The sequence below is a fragment of the Bacteroidota bacterium genome (genome assembly GCA_016714535.1).
Lineage (GTDB): Bacteria > Bacteroidota > Bacteroidia > AKYH767-A > OLB10 > JADKFV01.
Genome location: JADKDR010000012.1, coordinates 65,589 through 87,570, shown reverse-complemented (window position 1 = coordinate 87,570; position 21,982 = coordinate 65,589). Strand labels below are relative to the sequence as shown.

16 protein-coding genes and 1 pseudogene are annotated in these 21,982 nt (G+C 38.1%); 4 read left to right on the top strand and 13 right to left on the bottom strand.

Translation table 11 applies throughout. The features are described from left to right. Positions 1–135: 135 nt before the first annotated feature. The 10 genes from IPO27_15080 to gcvT form a co-directional block, all read right to left on the bottom strand. On the bottom strand, positions 136–963 hold the full coding sequence (locus IPO27_15080) for a TIGR01777 family protein (GenBank protein MBK8847786.1): 828 nt from the start codon (positions 961–963) through the stop codon (positions 136–138). An 809-nt stretch (positions 964–1,772) separates the two neighbouring features. Beyond that, positions 1,773–5,315 (bottom strand): T9SS type A sorting domain-containing protein, encoded by a 3,543-nt coding sequence (locus tag IPO27_15075; protein MBK8847785.1) that lies wholly within the window; start codon positions 5,313–5,315, stop codon positions 1,773–1,775. 369 nt (positions 5,316–5,684) lie between these two features. After that, positions 5,685–6,179, bottom strand: coding sequence for a gliding motility lipoprotein GldH (locus tag IPO27_15070; protein MBK8847784.1), 495 nt, complete (start codon positions 6,177–6,179; stop codon positions 5,685–5,687). Further along, positions 6,180–7,820 carry a hypothetical protein gene (locus IPO27_15065; GenBank protein MBK8847783.1) on the bottom strand — a complete coding sequence of 547 codons (1,641 nt, stop codon included), beginning with the start codon at positions 7,818–7,820 and terminating at the stop codon, positions 6,180–6,182. A gap of 394 nt (positions 7,821–8,214) precedes the next feature. Next, a complete protein-coding gene (locus IPO27_15060; protein MBK8847782.1) occupies positions 8,215–9,960 on the bottom strand; it encodes a T9SS type A sorting domain-containing protein in 1,746 nt (581 codons plus the stop codon). Then, complete coding sequence (locus IPO27_15055; GenBank protein MBK8847781.1) at positions 9,957–10,925, bottom strand: hypothetical protein; 969 nt, start codon at positions 10,923–10,925, stop codon at positions 9,957–9,959. The genes IPO27_15060 and IPO27_15055 overlap by 4 nt, the downstream gene beginning before the upstream one ends. A 12-nt stretch (positions 10,926–10,937) precedes the next feature. Beyond that, positions 10,938–11,732, bottom strand: coding sequence for a hypothetical protein (locus tag IPO27_15050; GenBank protein ID MBK8847780.1), 795 nt, complete (start codon positions 11,730–11,732; stop codon positions 10,938–10,940). Between the two features lie 185 nt (positions 11,733–11,917). Continuing rightward, positions 11,918–13,126 (bottom strand): type IX secretion system outer membrane channel protein PorV, encoded by a 1,209-nt coding sequence (gene porV / locus IPO27_15045; protein MBK8847779.1) that lies wholly within the window; start codon positions 13,124–13,126, stop codon positions 11,918–11,920. A 247-nt stretch (positions 13,127–13,373) separates the two neighbouring features. Continuing rightward, positions 13,374–14,090, bottom strand: a complete 717-nt coding sequence (locus IPO27_15040; GenBank protein ID MBK8847778.1) for a 2-phosphosulfolactate phosphatase — start codon at positions 14,088–14,090, stop codon at positions 13,374–13,376. Between the two features lie 24 nt (positions 14,091–14,114). Next, positions 14,115–15,197 carry a glycine cleavage system aminomethyltransferase GcvT gene (gene gcvT, locus IPO27_15035; protein ID MBK8847777.1) on the bottom strand — a complete coding sequence of 361 codons (1,083 nt, stop codon included), beginning with the start codon at positions 15,195–15,197 and terminating at the stop codon, positions 14,115–14,117. Positions 15,198–15,524: 327 nt separating this feature from the next. Between gcvT and IPO27_15030 the strand changes: the two genes are divergently transcribed. From IPO27_15030 to IPO27_15020, 3 genes are all read left to right on the top strand, one after another. Beyond that, positions 15,525–16,505 carry a CPBP family intramembrane metalloprotease gene (locus IPO27_15030; protein MBK8847776.1) on the top strand — a complete coding sequence of 327 codons (981 nt, stop codon included), beginning with the start codon at positions 15,525–15,527 and terminating at the stop codon, positions 16,503–16,505. Positions 16,506–16,626: 121 nt separating this feature from the next. Beyond that, complete coding sequence (locus tag IPO27_15025; GenBank protein ID MBK8847775.1) at positions 16,627–16,779, top strand: DUF5606 domain-containing protein; 153 nt, start codon at positions 16,627–16,629, stop codon at positions 16,777–16,779. 2 nt (positions 16,780–16,781) lie between these two features. Next, positions 16,782–17,219, top strand: a complete 438-nt coding sequence (locus tag IPO27_15020) for a hypothetical protein (protein MBK8847774.1) — start codon at positions 16,782–16,784, stop codon at positions 17,217–17,219. Between the two features lie 39 nt (positions 17,220–17,258). Here the strand turns inward: IPO27_15020 and IPO27_15015 are convergent, their stop codons facing one another. Next, positions 17,259–18,494 (bottom strand): 3-deoxy-D-manno-octulosonic acid transferase, encoded by a 1,236-nt coding sequence (locus tag IPO27_15015; protein ID MBK8847773.1) that lies wholly within the window; start codon positions 18,492–18,494, stop codon positions 17,259–17,261. Between the two features lie 122 nt (positions 18,495–18,616). Then, positions 18,617–18,874, bottom strand: a complete 258-nt coding sequence (locus IPO27_15010) for a hypothetical protein (GenBank protein MBK8847772.1) — start codon at positions 18,872–18,874, stop codon at positions 18,617–18,619. A 419-nt stretch (positions 18,875–19,293) separates the two neighbouring features. On the opposite strand from IPO27_15010, the gene IPO27_15005 reads away from it, so the two are divergent. Beyond that, the gene (locus tag IPO27_15005; protein ID MBK8847771.1) at positions 19,294–20,568 is read left to right on the top strand and encodes an HlyC/CorC family transporter; all 1,275 of its coding nucleotides are present in this window, start codon (positions 19,294–19,296) and stop codon (positions 20,566–20,568) included. A gap of 23 nt (positions 20,569–20,591) precedes the next feature. Here the strand turns inward: IPO27_15005 and IPO27_15000 are convergent. Then, a pseudogene (locus IPO27_15000) lies at positions 20,592–21,880 on the bottom strand (aminopeptidase P N-terminal domain-containing protein). Positions 21,881–21,982 lie beyond the last annotated feature (102 nt).

Below are 21,982 nucleotides of genomic sequence, written 5' to 3'. Positions count from 1 at the left end.
AGTTTATTGAGATTTCAACCAAGGAACATATTCGTTATTTGTATTGTTTATCTTTTGATTCAGAATGATAAGGCACACTTACAATATTTCTAAAATGAAAATTTAAATTAAGCCTGCGAAAAGTAAATACTGAAACTACTTTTCGTTTTTAATAAGGTCGCGCAATGCAACCGACAAATCGGCAAACGAAAATCGAAATCCGGCATTTATCAATTTATCAGGTTTCACTACAAGGCTTTGTAACAGCAACAGTGCGCGTTCCTGCAAGATTAGTTTAAGAGCAACGGCCGGAGCCGGTATGCAAAAAAAACTGGTTTTTAAAGCCATTAAGTTTTTAATAATGGTTTTGTTGGTAGCTGTTTCGGGCGAAACACAATTGTAGGGCCCAATCATGTTTTCATTTTCGATAGCGAAAATGAATGCATTACACACATCATCTATATGCACCCATGGAGTTTGCATATTTCCATTATCAAAGGTGACACCTGTAAATAAGTTAAATGTTCGAAGCATTTCGTACAAAGCACCTCCCTTTGTAGTAAACACAATGCCCAAGCGCAAGGCCACTTTTCTTAACTGAGTAGTTGCGTTTAAGTTAGCATCTTCCCACATCCGGCACGAATCGCTTAAGAAGTCTCCCGATGTAAAAGCATCCTGCTCGCTTACTTCGTTGCGCGACTTTATACCATATGCACCAGTAGCTGAAGTAGAAATAAAATTCTTAACAGGAATATTTTTTTTCTGAATATAAGCATGCAGCAGTTTAATGCCATCGACCCGCGAATCGATAATTTCTTTTTTACGCTGATCGGTCCAACGTTTGTCTACAATGCCGCAGCCATTAAGAGCAATTACCGTATTAACATTTTCAAAGGCATTTTCTTCAATCTGCCTCTTGGTTACATTCCATTCAAATACCTTAACATCCGGAAAGCTTTTGCCTGTGTGCGAAAGCCAATGCACCGTGTAACCTTTGCAAGCAGCAGTTGAGTAAGCCTTGAGCCTACAAGCCCTGAGCCTCCGGCTATTAATACAGTATGTGGCATAATATGATTTATTATAAACCCAACAAACGTATATACAAAAGGTTTGAAACACTTGAATTAATAATGAATATGTGCTGATTGTAAATAGGGCTTGCATTTTTTTATAGGTTGCGTGTGTATTCTTTGATGATTAAATGCAAGGGCGCACGGAGACACGGAGGAACACGGAGAATTTCTTTTTATATTTAGAGGTCACTGTTTTTTGTTGGTTGCATAAGTATAAACATTTCGTCCTGCAGGGACTTTATATTTTTTTCTTTTCATTTTATATTAAGATGCTAACTTGCTTGCGTTTTAATGGCTAAGTAAAAAATCATAGAGCTCCGTAGGAGCGACCTGTTAATTGAATGAATCAACACCCCTGTTGTTTAGCTCCGTAGGAGCGACACCGTTTTTTGCGAAAATGCATTCAATTATAGAATCAATTTAATAGAAGTTATTTGGTGGGCCATAAATTTCTTGCAATTCTTAGAGCATAGTGGCTGATTGTTGTATGTTGAAAATCCTTATAAGCTTGATAGTTTTCAAACCCACTTATGAATGAGATGATGCATGATTTTTTGACACTTTGGTCATTTGTCACTGCACTAATTTTTTTATTTTCACGACCAAATTATTGATTTTGTTGAAAATGGAGATTAGTCAGTTAGTCCTAAGTAACGAAATAAATTTTCACTGGTGATATCGCACCGATGAATAGTAAGCAAAAAAATAAGCGGGAAATATTTACCTAATCACAGACTTAAAAACATGAATCGTATTTCCATCGTTTATTGTTACATTGTAAATTCCGGATGCAAATGTTGTTGTATTAATTCTGAAATTCGATTCATTCGACTGCTGCACAGTAATTATTTTTCCTAACGCGTCTATAACGGTAATCGTATATGTTTGTTTCGAATTGAGGCCGCTAATAATTATTTCATTGTCAGTATTGAAGGCCGATGGCACTTCCTGATGGTTAAAATCTAATGTTACCACATTGCTGAAACTCACCCTTCCATCAATATCTGTTTGCATTATCTTGTAATAATTTCTTCCGTTAAAAGGATGTTGGTCTTCATATTGATAGTTGCTGATTACTAAACCACCTGTGGCAATTTTGTAATCTATCGACTGATAATTAATTCCATTATTGCTCCGTTGCAATTGATAGGATTGAGTCATATCGTTTTCGATGGCACTCCATTTCAAAAGCACATGTTCTTGCTCCTTGGTAGCTGTGAAGGTTAGCCAGGTAACTGGTAATGGCGTTGGATCTATTAAGCCGAGCGTAAATGGCGAAAAATTGGAAACAAAGGTAGAAGTTAATGTCCCCTTAGTTACATTTCCAGTAAAGGCGGTTTGCCCTTCGCTTTCCCAATCAGTACCATTATGCCTGGCTACAACTAAATTGGCAGTAGGCGTAAATACCGAACTATATGTATCTTCCCAATATAGCGTTACCTTGGGAGTATCGGTTCCATTCTCGCGGTCAATTATCCAGTATTCTAAATTGCTCACGTTTATCAATGGCGATATCATAGTATACGTGCCATATCCGGTTTTAAAGTACTCAGCAGAGAATTCTGCATTTATTGCCGAAGGAGCACTTATAGCTGCACGGGCACATCGCGCACTTTTTCCAATTGGAAATATAAAGGCATCATTGCCACGCTTATGCACGCGGCCGGCTACGTAGCTGTTTATGTTATTAAAAGTTGAAGTAGCATCATCAAAAAAACCAACCACATCGGTAGCCAGCGAAACAGGGTTAACTATGCCATTTACAAAATTAAAATCGCCACCAATATGCAAAGATCCATTAATGGCCATATTGCCTAACGGATTATCAAGTATTACTCTTCCGAAAACTTCAACTCCGGATACTGTGGCAGCCATGGTTTGTAGCGTGTTTCCCAAAAAATGTACAGCGCCATTGCCACATTGAAAATTTGTCATTCCGGTGGTATTGGTCCAGTTACCAAGCAAATATATTTGACCATCGTTGGTGCCATTGTTTCCATCATCCATATCCAATTGTCCGGTTAGGTTAATAGATAAATTTCCATTTACTTGTAAACGATCATTGTTATCACCGGCTAATTGCACTTTCCAACCACTGATAGTAAGATTTTTACATTGAGCCAGGTTATAAAACTTTGCAGCTGTAGTAGGGTAGGCGCTTATATCTATGTGGCAATTATTATAGGCGGTAGTTGGTATGGTTACATCAATGCTTGGGTCTGGCACAATTAATCCTTCCCAGTTGCGACAGTTAAACCAGTCATTGTTAAGATCGCCAACCCAAAATCCGGCAGGGTTACCGGCAACCAAAGAAAATACTTTGCCTGTAGCTGAGGCTGTAAAACCGGTCCAATCTTCGGTAACGTCAAGACATGCGGTAGATGCAGGAGTGCCCCAGTTAGCAGTATTCATAATAGCTCCAAGCAGCGATCGTTGCGAACCGGTATGCGTTGCACTATTCATATAATAATACACCTCGCGGTTAGTAGCGCTCTCAAGATTAAAGCATTCTATGTCATCTGGCAACCGCGAAACGCGGTTTGCTCCACCATTGCCGGCTGATACGGGCGATGTAATCGGAACCCATGCCGCTTTATTGGTAAGACCAAAAAGTACTTTTCCTGCAAATAAATTATATCTGTCTACAGTAGCTGTTCCAAAGGCTGTGAAGGTTCCCTGACCAACGAATATCTGATCGGGATCGTTGCTTGAAATATTGCAAAGGCTATTAGCTGTTGTAGAGAAATTTGATAAAAATGATGTGCCATTTAATCGGATATTAAACGGAGTACCTCCCAACGTGTTTATGGCCCATATGGTTCCTTTGGCAATATTACCAGGCCCATTCCAGGTGAAGTTGATATAAGCAGGATCCATATATGCACTATCACCGGGACCAAACCACCTATTGGTTCTGGTATTGGCGGGTGCTCCGGCCTCAAATCGTGAGTTGATTATTTTAAATTGAGTGCCGGGAGTTACATCAACAAAATTGGTGAGGTAATATATATCTGTAGCTGTGTTGGTACCACATCCTACACCTGTTCCAAATTTCGAATCGTAACCTATTAAAACTAAATCGCCAGGCAGAAATACAGTTCCAGTAGCGGCAACTATAGTAAGTATGGCTGCATTTGAATATACAGTAGCTGCACAACCATTAAGTACACATCGGTATTGAAAATTGTTCATCGCAGCAGTTACTCCATTAATGAATAATGTATGTGATGTGACCCCAGTATATGGTGGAACATTCGTGAGGTTAGTCCATGATGAACCACCATTTATGCTTTCTTGCCATTGATACGTTGCTGCATTTGGCGAGTTAACATAAAAGAAAACATTACTGCCCGCTGTAGATGCACTGTTAGCAGGCTGTGAGGTTATGGTTGGCGTGGTGCCTACACTTAAAATAGCCGCATTGGATGTTGATGAGCACCCTCCGGCAGTTACTACACAACGGTATCTGTAGTTATTCAAACCTACAGTGGCCGCAGTAATGTCCATTGTGCTATTAGTTACATTGGAGTATGGCGCTATATTGCCTAAGTTAGAGTAAGAAATTCCACCATTGGTGCTTACCTGCCATTGATAAGTAGGAGTGGGGTCGGTGCAAAAAGTTGCAAACTGTACATTACCGCCAGCACATGTGCCGGTGTTAGCCGGTTGTAAGGTAATGGTTGGTAAAGTACATGGCACATATACAGAGCCATTTAACGTGAAATCATCAATACGAATGGTTCCGCCAGCACTCGCTGTACTTACTGTAAGCGTTACGGTAACGGTGCCAGTAAGTCCTGTAAAACCAGTACAAGTGAGCGAGCCTGTATTTGCTGCTGATGTTGGCACCGTGCCTGCTGTAACATTGGTACCATTAATGCTTAATGCATAATTTTGATAACCTGTAGCGCTGCGTACCCGCCAAAAGCTGCAACTCGTAATATCGCATGCATAGCCAGCAGCAACATTAAATGTGAGGTTAATATTTAGTGCCGAAGTACTGGGCGCAGGAAACGCCAAAGCAGCACCAGTGCTTCCAGCAGTAAAACTGTAGGTTGCTCCCACAGCTTGCCATTGTGAAGTATTCAAATTGGCATCAATAACAGGAGGTGCTACCGTATAAGGATTTGCTTGAGCACCCGTTGTGGTGCCAAAGTTATGCTGGTATATTATTTGTGAAAAAGAAAATGTTGAAGATAAAAGGAACATCAAGCACAAAGCATTTAGCTTTCGAAAAATAGTATCTATTTTAGTGTTCTTCATTAGTTGTTTTACCTAGCAAGTTGAGGACCATTATAAACCTCCAAATCTCGTGCCTGACAATGGAGTTTTATTGGTACCAAAAGTACTACTTTGCAATTAAACCATTGTGTTTAGTACATTAATAAATTATGAACACTTAAACCAGCAATAATGATTAGAAGTAGCAATTATTTTGGATGAAAAAGGAGCGTAAGAAAAATCCTAATTACTCTGCTGAAATTATAATTAGAAAAACTATTATTTGCCACAGATACATTAACTCACGGCCTGCACTAACGTAAATCTATTTTCAATTTTTTGTAAAACAGGGCGCTTCCCACGCAGGTAATTAAATTTAAATAGTGCAATGGGAAATACAAGCATCTGCCATTATTTGTTTTTTTCTATCCTCATGCCAAAATCCGAAATACCATAAAGCGGATTGATACGCATGCCTTGGGTAAATTTAAATTTGTAGGTGCCCTTGTATTTAAAGCGCACATTTTCGGCAAACAGGATTCGATTATCATGTAAGTCGCCCAGTCCGCTTCCCAGCCATCGGCCATGCGAATCGGCAAGTTCGCACTCTATCGTATCCATATCGCTGTTGCCATTGGGCAAGGTAGTTTCCAAAAACAGGTAAAGGTTCGAAAATTTGTAATCGTGCGAATTCCTGATATTAAGGTAAATATTATACGTGTTGCTGTCGCTCAGAACCTTAACCGCAAATTCAAGCGGCTTGTCTGCGCTCCAGCTTTTATCAGCAATGGGTGCATAGGTTTCAAATAATAATTCTTTTTCGCACGAAATTAAAAACAAGCTCATAATAAGTACTCCAAAGGAGCAAGAGACAAAGCGCGACTGAGTTTTCAAAAATGTAATCATTTACTCTTTATCTGCATCGGGTGGAATAATACGTTGTCTGCTATTGTTGGCAGGATTATTAGTTGGCTGATTAGCTGCAGGCTTAGGCTGTTGAGGCGGCTGTTGCACTTGTGGCTTAGGAGGTTGCGTTGTTCTGGGCTCATTCCTTGGCGGCTGTTGTGGCTTCGGCTGATTTGCCGGAGGTGTTTGTGGCTTGGCATGATTTGCAGCAGGTGTTTGCGAACTTTGGCCAGGATTGTTTTGTTTAGCACCAGGTTGAGGTGGTGGCCTACGCTCCTGTTGCTGCTGTGGACGGTTTCTATTACCTTGTTGCTGATTTCGTTGCGGTGGTCCGCCTTGTTGGGGCCTTTCAGGACTTTTTATAGTGGCAGGAAGTTTCAATTCTCCACCTTCTTTGGGCTTATTTTGTGGTGGCCTTGGCACCGATGATTGTCCCGGACTCGATTCTGTCCTCGTATCTTTAAAGCGTGACGTTTGCTCCGGATTTCTCTTCTTTTTCTTTTTCTTTTTCAATTTATCCATCCGGGTAATGCTATCCTGACCTACCACATTTTCATAATCCGGTGTATATTCTTCTTCTTCAAAGTCGGCCTCCTCTACAAGATCACTGATTTTTTTGCCCGATTTGTTTATGGCAATAAGTTCCTTTACCCGCTCTACACTTATCGGTATCCATTTGCCTAAAGTGGTAAACGATGAGCCTTCGCCATCGCCTCCCAATTTTATTTCCTGGGCATACCACATAATTCCTCTGAATATATCAGTCTTGATGTGGCGAGCCAATCCTTGCTCGGTGTGCAGTGCCACATTGGTGTCTGGAAAATCTTTGATAGCATCTATGTAACTATCTAGTTCATAATTGAGGCAGCATTTTAATTTACCACACTGACCTGCAAGTTTAAGTGGGTTGAGCGAAAGGTTTTGATATCGTGCTGCTGAGGTTGTTACCGCTTTAAAGTCAGTAAGCCAGGTACTACAGCACAATTCACGTCCGCAAGAACCAATACCACCCAAGCGGCTTGCTTCCTGACGCATTCCTATCTGACGCATTTCTATGCGCACTTTAAATTTATCGGCAAGGCGTTTTATTAATTCGCGAAAATCAACACGATCATCGGCTGTATAAAAAAAAGTAGCCTTTTTGCCATCGCCTTGGTATTCTACATCGCTTAGTTTCATTGAGAGGCCAAGTTCAAGAGCTGCCTTTCGCGCTACATGCATCGTATCATGTTCTTTTTCTTTTACTTCATTCCACTTGGCAAGGTCGCCTTCTTTAGCGGTACGGTAAAGTGTCTTTACATCTGCCGATGATTCATCTACCCGTTTGCGTTTCATTTGCATCCGAACCAGTTCGCCTTTCAGGCTCACTACTCCTATATCATGTCCCGGATTGCCTTCTACAGCTACTACATCCCCTTCTTTGAGGGCTAAATTATTGGTATTACGGTAATACTCCTTGCGGCTTCCTTTAAATCGTACTTCAACTATCGAAAAAGGCTCTTGTCCGGTTGGCAGTTCCATATCGGCCAGCCAATTATATACGTTTAGTTTATTACATCCGCTGGTACCGCAAGTTCCATTGTTTTTGCATCCTGCAGGCGACCCTTGGTCGCCTGTGGTTGCACACGTTCCACATCCCATCTTGCTATTTTGTACTTTTTATTCAAAATTAAATTTATATAGATTGAAAATTGACCAAGCAATTTTCTACGATGCGCAAATATAGATTATTAATTTAATTGGAGTCAATTAGAGGCAGACTTGGCATAAAACTAGGAACAAAAACATTTATATGTAATTGTTTACCAGTGGTTTCATCGGTGCTCTACTTGCTCTTTTACAAATGTTTAAATCATAAAAAAAACCTGCACCAATAATTTTATGATGCAGGTTTTAAATATTATTAAGCTATATAAATTACTCGCTGGTGTCTTCTTTCAAGGTTCTTTTAATCAAAGTAAATATTATTCAACTTAGTTTTACATATGAATAAGTTGAGAGACAAGTGCAACCTATAGGATCACCGGCAAAGAACTTACAACTTCACTACCTTTTTACTTACACTTTCAATATTTACAACATATACACCTGGTGGCCAATTCTGAGTTTCAATCATAATGGAGTTTGATTTAGAAAATGAAATTGACTTTTGCTCCATTTTTCGCCCATGCATATCATGTATCTGTATTTGATAATTTTTGTTTTTTGGATTTTGAAGTGTAATATACAATAAATCCAAAGCAGGATTTGGATATAGATTAATACTTGCAAGGTTTAGCTCATCTACCTGTGCGGGATTAGCGATAAACCATTTGGCAACCCAGATGTCGCCACGAGGCCAACCCAATGCATAGTTTGCAGTATCAAACATAGGTATACCAACATCATTGTTGTTGATCTTGATTTTAGCAGCTAAAATAAAAGTGCTGTCAGACAAGGCAATAATATTTGGTGTATCATCATACCCATCGGTTCCAAGTGTTTTATCCCACAATATATTAAATGCTGAGTCCATACGGACCAACCATATATCATAATTATTTGTGTTCTGCAGATTGGTGCCTATGCGATTTTCGCTTTTTTCAAAACTTGCATTTGAATTTGATTTTAAAGCAATCAAGTATCCTTTATCGTTCAATTCAATTATTTGCATGATTGCATCATTTAGCTCTCCACCAAATCTTTTTTCTTTAATAATGTGTCCATCAGAAGTGTCTATTTTGTAAAGCCATGCATTAAATGCGCCACGGGGTGTCGTATCAGCTACTCCATCATTGCATGGGTAGAAATTACCGTTAAGGGAAGACAAACCTAACGATGCCCCTATTACTACTTCTCCGTCCGAATTCATCATGCCACAATTTGGATGGTCTTCTGCTTTTAAACATCCATATCTTTTATCCCAAATTTTTTTCCCGGAAGAATCAATTTTTAATAGCCAATTATCACCTTTAAAATAACTGGGGTCAAATTTTGAAGAAAATGAAGAGTCGCTTACATCACCCGATTTTTGTCCATTCGTGTAATTAAGTAAAAGATACTGTTCATTTGATAGTGCAATAACTTCATAGGGAAACTCCGAATAGAAACTCCCATATTTTTGATCCCAAATTTTATTGCCTGCACTATCAATTTTTACAAGCCAAATATCCTCGAGAATTCCTATGGCACTATCAGATACGTCTTTGTTAGGAGCATACGCATTTGAAAATCCTCCAATTAATACGCTTCCGTCTGGTGCTGTTGCCCCATTGTAGAACACATCAAATGATTTACTGCCATATCGTTTGTCCCAGATAATATTACTATCCAAATCTAATTCTAATGTCCATGTATCGCCCTTAGAGTCATAGCGGTTCTGAGTTTTTTCGCAACTCATATCCGAATTAGAACCACCAGTTACTATAATCTTATCTTTTGCACTATTTAACATTATACAATTGGCATGTTCGCCTAATTCTCCACCAAGGGTCCGATTCCAAAGTATGTTTCCATTTGTGTCTATCTTTACCAGCCACATATCAGTAATTGCAATGGAATCCTGAATATAGCAATTTGGATCGGTTTTATTACCTGATGCCGCGTTTGATAGGCTCGTGGACATAATATAGACATCACCATTTTTATCTTGCATCATATATTGAGGACCAATATTTAACTCTTCCCCTTGGCTGCCAAGCATTACTTCCCATTCTTTTACTAAAATAGGTACTTGGGCTAAAATGTTGCATGGCAATATATAGCAGCATATCATAATACTGCCCCAAACTATTTTTTTCATAATTTGATGAGTTTAACCTTTTGTGAAAGGCCATCTCTATTGAGAAAACTTAAAAATGATATACCAGGTTCTATTCTTTCCTTGGTCGCACTTAAATCTGCAACATTATTGCAAAGCAGTTTGCCCTGTATATCAATCCATGCCACATCTCCTGCTATTTCGTTGAAAAACATTGGTGTAAAATTATCATACAACATCTCGCTCGATATAGGTAATCCAGTATTATTGCCAACAAAATGGCCATGTTTCAAATGTTCAAATGAAAGTACTTCTTTATGGCAGATTGTAAACTGAGTTTCATTAGCAAATGAATACATAAACTTTTCACTTAATTCACCTGATACCGAAATGGCGTCAGTGTTGTCATTTATTGCAGTTGATACCCGATAAAAATTATAATTAGGTGTAAAACCCACATCTCGTGTAAAAGGTCGCCCATTTGAATTATGAGCGTAAAAGGATGCAACAATATTTTGGGTACTGCTTAAGTGATGCACAAATGCAATACACATTATTTGTAAATCGTTTGGATTGGTTGAACCACTTTTTCTTTCATATGATACTACTGGATTATGATTTATTATGAAAAAAGGATTTAAATTCGCATTTGAGTTAATATCGGGAAGAAATTGTTGAGATTGACTTAGAAAAAACTCAGACAATCCATCTGTATAATTATTTTCTGTAAAAGTAACAATAGGATTAGGGTTTGGGAAGTTGGTAGCATAATCATAAAAACAAGTTACCCCTGCAATATCAAATGATTGTGGATTATTAAGGTAATTATGTTTCTCATAAACTACTGTAAATCCTTCTTGCAAATTATTAAAGTTGCCATTTCGTCTATTACATGCTATACGAGGATTTGCAAACTGACACCAGTACGCTGGCAATGCAAAGGTGATGTACTGTAATACATCCGGCATAGGAGTAAATACGCACATCCCAAATTTATCAAATTTCATTTCTTGTGAGATTCAAAGTGATTGTATGGCAGTTGGCTCGCTTAAACATTGACCTCCTTCAAAGGTAATTTTAACTTGCCCAGGATTGTTATTAGATATAGGTAAATCCATAACGGATACATCTGGTCGTAAATATGGATATTGAACTAAATTTCCATTAGCATCTTTAAATTGAGGAAATTGATAATTAGTCATGCACACTACGACTGTGTTGGATACCGCATTAAATGCACCTGCAGCACCTTTTACCACTATATTGGGGTTTAGGTTCTCATCCCACACTATAAAAAAATGCTCGTGTTGGTCACTATCAATATTTATAGTAGATACAACAGGACCCAACTGTGTTGTGGACACATGAGTCCACACATGAGTAATGATATCAAACTTTAAAATCATTAAATGACCAAATGATGGAAACCCTTCAGTATATGCAACAAGCGCATGCCAATTATTATTACGTTGCATTAAACATACATCTGGAGTGGAAAAGCTAGTATTTACTGGCAATGGAGCAATTCCAGAAATTACGGTTGAAGTAGTTAAGTTTGTAAAAGTATATCCCAAGCCTTGCCCATTTGTTGCTTCCCATACTGTTACTGCCATTTCATACTTCGTACCTTCTATAGTTTCAGATTGAATGTCATTTCCCGTGCGGCTGGAATTAGCCTGTTGGATAATCGGGTAATTAGTTTCATTAATTGTTGCTGGCTGAAATTGTGCAACCATCACGTTTGAAATTAAACTAAGAGCAACTAAGATTGCCCCTGTAAGTGTTCTACCATTTTGTTTGATGTCCTTTTTCAAAATTAATTAGTTTATAGATAGAATTCGTAAAGCTAACAAAGAATTTGACAAGTATTGATCTTATTAAATGCATACGACTTAATGTATTGTTTTCCATATATATAATTAGATAGCTGATGGTCATAAAAAAAACCTGCACCAATAATTTTATGATGCAGGTTTTAAATTTTATTAGGCTTTATAAATTACTCGCTGGTGTCTTCTTTCTTGGCTTTTTTCACTCCTAAATCAAACAATAATGAAAAACGTAATGTGTTCTCTAGCGGATGACGTTGTTGTGTTGGAATCAGGTAAGCGAAATCTAGTCCGAATATATTGTACTTTAATCCTGCACCAAGTGTAAAAAATCTGCGGTTACCTTTTAACTTATGCTCGTAAAAGTATCCTGCACGAAATGCAAATTGTTTATCGTACCAATACTCAAATCCTGTACTGATATTAATTTCATTCATTTCTTCTTTAAATCCTCCCGGGGCATCGCTAAAGGAGCCAAATATGCCCGAAGCAACACTACGGTTTGGATCTTTACCAGCAACAATTTGTGCCGAACCAGATCCTGTATCAGAGTATATTGGTGGTGTAGGAACTAATAGCTTGTTGAAATCGAGCATAAATCCAACTTCGTTAAACTCATTAATGTTCACACGCAGGGCACCTCCCAGGCGCAAATTGATAGGAATAAAATCTTTTGTGCCGGTTTCGCTATACGATATTTTTCCGCCTATATTACTGATATTAAATCCAAAGGCGAGCGTTCCATCTTTTTTGCCCAAATCGGTTTCCTTTTCATAATAGCCACTTAAATCTGCTGCCATGGTGCGCCCCGGACGGGTCTGTGTGCCTTGCACTTCGATACCTCCGGTTAGATTTGAATTAACATAGCGCAATGATACCCCTCCCGAAAAATACTCACTAAGTTTGCGTGAGTAGGCAACATCTACAGCAAATTCATTAGGATTAAACTGGCCCGTAACATTTCCAACTATATCGGTAAAGGTAATGTTGCCAAGCGAAAAATATAGAAGCGAAGCAGCAAGTGCCTGATTTTCGTCTATCTGCTTATAGCCACTTAAGTAGCCAAGGGTGATGTCAGGTACCAATTGACGCAACCATGGGGTATAGCTAATTCCAAAACCTGCTTTTTGCTTAGCAAAAGAAAGTTTGGCAGGATTCCAGTGGATAGAATTGATATCGGGAGTAGAAGCTGCACCTACTTCTCCCATACCACCGGCTCGCGAGTCGGGGCCTATCAATAAAAAGGGAACTGCTGTTGTAATGGTGTTTATCTGGCCTGTTAACTGGCTGGTAGTAAGTGTGCTGCTTTGAGCAAAACTGCCTTTAGTAAACATGGCAATACATATACCCAACCAGATTTTTTTCTTCAACGAATTCATAGTTTTTTTATTTCTGTTTTATAAACGATTGTTTTCTCAATCGGACAATTTCTTTTAACTACTATATAGATTATCAAATGGTGAAAGCGGAGCGCAAATATAAACTAAATTAACAAATAACATTGGAATGTAATAATTCAAATTTGTTCTTGCTTTGCAAAAGGTTAATGACTACCAATAAGCTTTCGATTTGTAATTAATAAACTGTTAAGCAGTAAGTTTATTGTTTCGTTACCATTTTTTTTTGTCAGCAACAAATAAGTTTTTGCTGATCAAGGAAAGGTACTTTGCTTGTCATTCCAGTTTGCAGGCAATATCGTACATCATCTTCAATATGCAAGTTAGCCAAACGCTTACGGTGCGATGAATTGTCGAGAAAGGCGTACAGGTCTCCTTTAGCCATGTTGTACAAATGGCGAGCAGCTATAGCTGCATCGCGCATATCACTCTGACCAAAATGGGAATGCAGTTTTTCGACCACACATCCTGCTAGCAAGGTGTCTTCGAGGTTAAAACTGTTTTTCCATCCTGAGCATAAGCAAATTACCTTTTTATTTTGTTGAAGTAAATAATCGCATAGTGCATCCACATTTAAAAAACTGCCTATCACTACTCCGGCTGCATTTTTTGCAGCATTAATAGCCTGTGTGCCGTTGGTAGTGGTTAAGGCAATTTTACTTCCTTTTATCCTGTCCTCCATATAGCTAAATGGAGAGTTGCCCAAATCGAAGCCTTCAATTTTTTCGCCATGACGCTCAGCTCCAATAAGGTATCCCTTGGCTTTGTAGGCAAGGCTTTCTTCTACCGTGCGCACAGGAATAATTTCTGTTGCACCATATTCAAAGGCTATACACATGCTACTCGTAGCTCGCAATATATCGATAACCACTACAATGGCATCGTCTGATTGCATAAGAGGAAACAGCGCTGGAGTAAGGCAAACATCTAAGACTGGTCTATGCATACGATTTTGAATTTTATTAAAAAATTAACCGGCTAAAAATGGAATTTTGGTTACCATTGCTTTTAGTTTTTTATCGCGCACGGCAATAAAGATTTCGCTTCCTTGCATTACAAAAGCGGGAGTAACATAACCCATACCAATGGCTTTTTGCAATACAGGCGATTGTGTGCCCGAGGTTACACGACCTATTAAGTCGCCTGCACCGTTATATATTTCGTAATTGTGGCGCGGAATACCTTTATCAATCATTTCAAATCCGACCAATTTTTTATCAACACCTGCTTGTTTTTGCTTCTGTAGTGATTCGCTGTTTACAAAGGTTTTGGTAAATTTAGTAATCCAGCCCAAACCGGCTTCAATAGGTGATGTAGTATCATCTATGTCATTACCATAGAGGCAAAATCCCATTTCTAATCGTAGCGTATCGCGACAGCCAAGACCACACGGTTTTATGTTATATTCTGCACCGGCTTCTATAATGGCATTCCATATAGTTGAGGCATGTGCATTGTCAAAATATACTTCGAAGCCCCCGGCTCCGGTATAACCCGTGTTTGAAATAAGAATGTTTTCGAGGCCGCAAATAATTCCCTTGCTGAAGTGGTAGTAAGGAATGTTGTAAAGATCCATTTCGGTAAGCTTTTGTAAAAGCTTGATGGCATTGGGGCCCTGCACTGCAAGCAGCGATGTTTTGTCGCTTATGTTGTGCATCTCTACATTCCATTTGTTTAGCGATTGCAGATGATTCCAATCTTTTTCAATATTACTGGCATTAACTACCACCATATATGTTTTACTATCTATACGGTATACCAATAAGTCATCCACAATGCCGCCCATAGCATTGGGCAGGCAGGAGTACTGTACTTTGCCATCTTCGAGTTTGCTTACATCGTTGGATGTTGCATATTGAAGCAAATCAAAGGCGTGTTCTCCCTTTAGGATAAACTCGCCCATGTGCGAAACATCAAAAATGCCTACACTATTGCGCACTGCAAGATGTTCTGCGTTTATGCCCTCATATTGCACAGGCATGTTATAGCCTGCAAAAGGTACCATTTTGGCACCAAGGCTTATATGAATATCGGTAAAGGCAGTATTTTTCATTTATTGGTTTTTATTTTTGTTTGGGGCGGCAAATATATCATACCCCTGCAATTAATAAAACTTACGGCTGTTTAATTGGGATTCTGGTTTAAATTTAGCGAACTGTTTAAGATTTATCTAGCTCTTTTCTTAGAGCAAATTTTCCATTTAAAGACATATTATATTCCACAAAACAAGCTCCGTTGATAAAATCAATTGCCTTAACGGTAGCGCTGCTAAGGCCATCAAAACATGCATTGATAATAAAAAACACGATTAATGTAAATTCAAAATTTAAATCTTTACTGACTCTTTATCTTCTATATTCGCGCTCCATTTTATTTAAGTATGCTAGCTCCGGGACGATTACATTTTATGCCTGTAAGTTTTAAACTGGTGTTTTATTTCACCATGTTTTTTTCATTTACCATAGCAGGTAGCCTGGTGGCGGGTTTTATTATTCAGCTTATTTATGGCATTAATCCATTTCTAGAAGCAACTGCATTAAAGGATTTTAATAATCCCCAATCGAGAAATTTAGTGCGATGGATGCAACTGGCCTTGGCCACTAGCGGATTTATTGTAGGTAGTTTGGCTGGCGTTTTTTTCTTAAACAAAAGGCCATGCGCATTTCTTAAATTAAATACAGGCATTATGCCGGTAATGATTACTGCTGCTATCCTTTGTTCTTTCATGGTTGTGCCTTTGGTCAATTACCTTTTATTTCTGAACCAGCAATTAAATCTCCCTGAAAGCTTACGAGCACTTGAAAATTTTATTCGTCATAGTGAAGATGAGGTAGCAGCAATTACGCATGCATTTTTGTCTGATACCTCAGTCGCTGGTCTTGTTATTAACCTGGTAACTGTGGCGCTCATACCGGCTATTGGCGAAGAATTATTTTTTAGAGGATGCATACAACAATCACTTAATACGATTTTTCGAAAAAGGTTTATCAGCATTTTTATCACTGCGTTTATCTTTAGTGCCATACATATGCAGTTTTATGGTTTTTTGCCCCGCCTTTTATTAGGCCTCATGCTCGGTTGGCTTATGGAGTATGGCCGTAGTATATGGGTCCCCATTATTGCCCATTTTGTTAACAATGCCTCTGCCGTGTTAATTGCTTTTTTTTTATTCAAGAAGGATAAATCGGGAAATAGCAGCAGTATATTCGATACCGTAGGTACACAGCCCGGTGACCTGATTTGGGTTATTGCATCAGCAGTAACAACGGTGGCGGTGCTATACGCTATGTATGATTTTGCAAAAAAAAATAAGACGCTCTTTTCTGAAAGCGCTGAAGTTGATAGCCAAACTTTTCTGTAATTCATTTTTCTGTGTTGATACAGGCGCTAAATCTTTAAAATTAACCTCTTTTGTAAAATCTACATTATTATTATTATTTCGCCCTCTCAAAAATGTTTTGTTTATTTTTTAATTATTTATCATGAGTTTAAAAAAGATAATGTCGATATCGGGAATGCCCGGATTATATCAAGTGGTTGCACAAACTAAAAATGGATTTATTGTTGAGTCGTTGGTTGATTGCAAACGTCAGGCTGTTTCATCGTTTCAAAAATTTCTATACTGGAAGATGTGACCATGTATGGCAAAACTGAAGATAAGAGGTTACGCGAAATATTTACTAGCATGCGTGGTATGGATGCAGAAGTTGCTGCCGTAAATCCAAAAGCTGAGGCGGCCGAATTAAAAGCATTCCTGAACAAAGTATTTGTAGATAATGACAGCGAACGCATTTATGCATCGGATATTAAAAAACTGGTGCAATGGTATCAGATACTTCGCAACCGTGATAATATAGATGAACTGCTTAAAGAGGAAGAGGTTTCAACAGAAGAAGAAGTTGCTTCAGACGTTACTGCTCAAACCCAGGATCCGCAACTTGCAACAACCGAAACTATAGAAGAAGCTGCTCCTAAGAAGACCAGAAAAAAGAAAGATTCGGATGAATTATCCGATGATACAGCCACAGCAGAAAAGCCCAAAAAACCAAGAGCAGCAAAAAAGAAGGAAGAATAATTTATCCTCGCACTTTACCAGAACCAATATAGCGATGGATTAATATCCGTTTAGCTTTAGATAATTACTGATGATAGTGGTAGCTCCTTTTTTATCCTCAATATATTTTTTATTGATGGAAGAAATTTGTTGCAATGCATCGTAGTCAAACTTTAACGCATCGAATATTTTTTTCAAATCGTTATAAGTTGATATGCTAAAAGCTCCTTTTAGTTTTACTAGTTCATTTGCTTCCGAAAAGTGTTTGTATCGTGGGCCAATTATGACTGGTTTGCCAAACACTACTGCTTCGAGAATATTATGAATTCCGTTACCAAAACCACCACCTACATAAACCAATGTAGCATAGCGGTATAAAGCTGAAAGCATGCCAATATTGTCAATTATCAATACCTGATTGTTGGACATACTTGCATCAAACCTCGAATAGCGTACACAGGTTTTTGTAAATTTTTGCTCGAGTAGTTGTAACTTACTTTCGTCAATTTCATGAGGGGCGATAATAAATTTATAATCATCATTACATTCATTAATCAGCCGGGTAAGTAGTTCCATATCTGCCGGCCAAGTGCTGCCGGCCACCAATGTTTGTTTATTTTGAATAAAATCTTCAATGGCATGCAACCTGTTTGATTGGTTGGCATTTGCCACCACCCGGTCGAAACGGGTATCTCCGCTAACCGTTACATTTGAAATATTGTGTTTGTAAAGCAACGCAAGCGAATCTTGATTTTGTACAAAAATATGTGTTAGCCGTTGAAGAATTTTTTTGAAAAAAAATCCGTACCACTTAAAATAAATTTGCGAGGGTCTGAAATTGCTTGAAAAAGCAAACGAGGGAACTTTGTATTTTTTTAAATAGAAAATATAAAAATGCCAAAATTCATATTTCACAAAAAATGCTAAGCGAGGTTTTATCAGTTTTATAAATTTTTTTGAAACAGCGGGCCCATCCAAAGGAATGTAAAACACGTAATCAACCGAAGGGTCATTTCTTTTTTGATTATATCCCGATGGCGAAAAAAATGTAAGTACAATTTTATAGTGAGGGTACTCGGCACGCAATCGTTCGATTAAAGGCTTGCCTTGCTCAAACTCGCCCAGGCTGCTGCAATGCAACCATATGCGTTCTTCACCACTTTTAAGTTGTGAGGCAATGTTGTCTAATAAGTTTTTTCGACCTGTAATCCAGGCTTTGGCTTTAGCATTAAAAAAGGAAGCAAAATATATGGCTAAGCCATAGCATTGCATTCCTGCATAATAAAGAAGCCACATGATTTATTTGATGGTTTATATTTAAAGGATGAGCACAAATGAAAAAAATAAAAATGAATAGTAAGGCAATTAGTAAAAGAATAGTTATAGAAACCAGATTGCTGCCTAATAAAAGTAGTGACCTAGTTATTTTGCCTGGCAAGATTTAGTAGGGATAATCGATTGCGTCTGCGGTGGTAGAACCATATACCAAAACCAACTGCAGCAAGTAGATATGGGATAGCCATTAAAAATAAAATTCCAGAGTTCAATCCGGCACCAATACTGTTCTCTCCGCTTTTCATATTAGACTCAACATTGGCACGGCACATAGCACATTGACTGTACACTTGTGCAATGCTTAAAACTAAAAGTATAATAACTGCTACTATCTTTTTCATGGTGCAAATATAATACAATGTAATTTTATAATTCAAATAGAAATGGTATATATGTTAATGCATTTGGAATTCTTAATCAATATCCTGCACAAACTTCTATTTTTGATTAGGTTATTAAAAGTGTTTATCAAATAAATTTGAACAGAACATACTGTCAATGCATTAGAAATGAAAGTTTAAGAAGGTGCCTGCTTGTCGGGCATATGTCTTTGTTGGGTTGTGCCAAAAGTAAACCTATTGATAATCCAATATCCCTTGCAGGTTATGTTAGTCAGCCTTTTTTTTATCAATTTCTTGTTCAGAAAAGACCATTCATAATGCAGAAAGAGCATGAAAAAACTTTTTTGCACTTTGATCATATCAAGCTAATTCCTGTAACATCCCATCTTTTGTATATATTCGTGCCGTTAATCTTATTAATGGATACTACTCTAATCATTTTAAGCACCTTATTGGTATCTGCATTTTTTTCAGGAATAGAAATTGCCTATCTGAGTGCCAATAAATTTCGCATCGAATTAGATAATAAGCAAGGCAGCCTTTCGGCACGCATTCTTTCTTATTTTATTAAATCGCCAAGCCGCTTTATTATTACCATTCTGTTGGGAGTAAATTTGGCTCTAGTAATTTATGGTAATTACATGGACGATGCCCTCAAAAATTTATTTTCAGCATTCTTACCGGTTGCTTATACTAAAGGGGTAATTATTTTATTGTTACAAACATTTGCCAGTACACTAGTTATGCTGATAGCCGGAGAGTTTATTCCCAAAGTACTCTTTCGAATCAATCCGAATCAGATACTAAACTTTTTTGCCTACATCATATTTATTATTCATGTTATTATGTTTCCGTTGGTGTGGATTATATTAAAGCTTTCACACCTGATACTTAAACTTTTATTTAAAACTGATTTTGTTGAAGATAAACCTATTTTCGGACGACTCGATTTGGATAAATACATCACTGAACTTAATGCATCACCCTCATCGCATAAGAGCGAATTTAATTCCGAAATACAAATGTTTCAAAATGCACTTGATTTTGACCGTTTGCGTGTGCGCGAGTGCATGGTACCACGTACCGAAATTATTGCCATAGACATAGAAGAAAGTATAGACACGCTTCGCGAAAAATTTATTAGCACCGGCTTATCCAAGGTATTAATTTTTAAAGAAAGTATCGATTACATTATTGGTTTCGTACATAGTTTCGAAATGTTTAAGCGGCCTCAAAACATTAGTAATGTTCTTATGCCTATTGCCGTGATCCCTGAGTCGATGCATGCACGTGAATTGATGACCTTATTTACCCAGCAACGCAAAAGCGTTGCCGTAGTTGTAGATGAACATGGCCTTACCTCTGGCATGGTTACCGTAGAAGATATTATTGAAGAAATTTTTGGTGAGATAGATGATGAGCACGATGTAGAATTCTTAACTGAAAAGCAAATTTCTGAAACAGAGTATATACTAAGCGGACGCCATGAAATACATTACCTCAACACTACTTATCGCATTAATCTGCCGTATGGAGACTATGATACCCTGGGTGGTTTCATTATACATCATCACGAATCTATTCCTACAGTAAACGAAGTTATTTATATAAATAGATTTACCATTACTATACAATCGGTAAAAAACAACCGCATTGATCAATTAAGGTTAGTGATAAACGAATCGAATGATTAAGCAACCTGCTTATTTTTCTCTACTTATTTTTTCATTAGTGCCTCTATCTCATCTGCCTCTACCGGAATATTCTTAAATAAGTCGTGAGGTTCGCCCATAGTAACAAGAATATTATTTTCAAGGCGAATGCCGAGGTTTTCTTCGCGGATATAAATACCGGGTTCGCAAGTAAATACCATGCCGGGTTGTATGGGCTTATGCCACAAACCTACATCGTGCACATCCAAACCAAGGAAGTGCGATGTGCCGTGCATAAAATATTTTTTATAAGCAGGCCAATCGGGATTTTGATTTTTTATCTCCTCTTGCGTAATTAATTTTAGTTTCAACAATTGCTCTTCCATTAATTTACCTACTTCTCTGTGATAGTCTGCAAGCATGGTTCCCGGACGCAGTAATTTTTTTGCATGTTGCATCACATGCAGCACGGCATTGTACACATCTTTCTGGCGTTTGGTAAATGTGCCATTTACGGCAGGCAACGTGTCATATCTGCATCATAGTTAGCATACTCTGCACCAACATCCAGCAGAATCACATCGCCATCCTTGCATTCTTTTTCATTTTCGATGTAATGTAAAACGCAAGCATTAAAACCACTAGCTATAATGGGTGTGTAAGCAAAACCTCTTGAGCGGTTGCACAAAAATTCGTGAGCAAATTCGGCTTCGATTTCATACTCCTGTACGCCAGGTTTCACAAATTGCGCCACTCTTCTGAAACCTTTTTCAGTAATGTCAATGGCGGTTTGCAACAAATCAATCTCGATGGAAGATTTGATACTGCGCAGTGCATGTAAAATAGGAGCACTGCGATATAGGATATGAAGTGGATAGTTTTCTTTTATAAATTTTATGAAGCGCGAATCGCGGGTTTCGGTTTCAATGCTGGCCCTCAAGTGCTCATTCGAGTTCAGATATATGCACGTGGCCTCGCAAGCTAATGCCTTAAAAATGCGTTTAAAATCCTGTAACCAATAAACCGTTTTTATTCCGGAAGCGCGCCATGCGCTATCCTTGGTATGTTTGGCACCTTCCCATATAGCAATGGTTTCGCTGGTTTCTTTTAAGAATAATACTTCGCGATGTTTCTCATCTGCACAATCTGGAAAAATGCATAGAATGCTTTCTTCCTGATCGATACCTGATAAGTAAAACAAATCATTGTTTTGCCTGAAAGGCATGCTGCCATCGGCATTGGTAGGTAGTATATCGTTGCTGTTAAAAACAGCAAGGGCGCCCGGTTGTAGTTCAGCAGCAAAGCGTCTGCGGTTATCTGCAAATAATTCAAATGGAATTGGATTATATCTCATTAGGATTTTTTTTAATAAAAATTTTGAATGCCAAATGTAACCATTTTGTAATTTGATTTACATTAGGTTTTTTTAATTTAGTGTTGCAACATCAACGCTTCG

Excerpts from the sequence above, each read along its gene's own strand:
- porV (MBK8847779.1), bottom strand. The coding sequence starts at position 13,126 with ATGAATTCGTTGAAGAAAAAAATCTGGTTGGGTATATGTATTGCCATG.
- IPO27_15070 (MBK8847784.1), bottom strand. The coding sequence starts at position 6,179 with ATGATTACATTTTTGAAAACTCAGTCGCGCTTTGTCTCTTGCTCCTTT.
- IPO27_15030 (MBK8847776.1), top strand. The coding sequence starts at position 15,525 with ATGCTAGCTCCGGGACGATTACATTTTATGCCTGTAAGTTTTAAACTG.
- IPO27_15015 (MBK8847773.1), bottom strand. The coding sequence starts at position 18,494 with ATGTGGCTTCTTTATTATGCAGGAATGCAATGCTATGGCTTAGCCATA.
- IPO27_15020 (MBK8847774.1), top strand. The coding sequence starts at position 16,782 with ATGTATGGCAAAACTGAAGATAAGAGGTTACGCGAAATATTTACTAGC.
- gcvT (MBK8847777.1), bottom strand. The coding sequence starts at position 15,197 with ATGAAAAATACTGCCTTTACCGATATTCATATAAGCCTTGGTGCCAAA.
- IPO27_15005 (MBK8847771.1), top strand. The coding sequence starts at position 19,294 with ATGGATACTACTCTAATCATTTTAAGCACCTTATTGGTATCTGCATTT.
- IPO27_15010 (MBK8847772.1), bottom strand. The coding sequence starts at position 18,874 with ATGAAAAAGATAGTAGCAGTTATTATACTTTTAGTTTTAAGCATTGCA.
- IPO27_15060 (MBK8847782.1), bottom strand. The coding sequence starts at position 9,960 with ATGAAAAAAATAGTTTGGGGCAGTATTATGATATGCTGCTATATATTG.
- IPO27_15055 (MBK8847781.1), bottom strand. The coding sequence starts at position 10,925 with ATGAAATTTGATAAATTTGGGATGTGCGTATTTACTCCTATGCCGGAT.
- IPO27_15075 (MBK8847785.1), bottom strand. The coding sequence starts at position 5,315 with ATGAAGAACACTAAAATAGATACTATTTTTCGAAAGCTAAATGCTTTG.
- IPO27_15025 (MBK8847775.1), top strand. The coding sequence starts at position 16,627 with ATGAGTTTAAAAAAGATAATGTCGATATCGGGAATGCCCGGATTATAT.
- IPO27_15040 (MBK8847778.1), bottom strand. The coding sequence starts at position 14,090 with ATGCATAGACCAGTCTTAGATGTTTGCCTTACTCCAGCGCTGTTTCCT.
- IPO27_15065 (MBK8847783.1), bottom strand. The coding sequence starts at position 7,820 with ATGGGATGTGGAACGTGTGCAACCACAGGCGACCAAGGGTCGCCTGCA.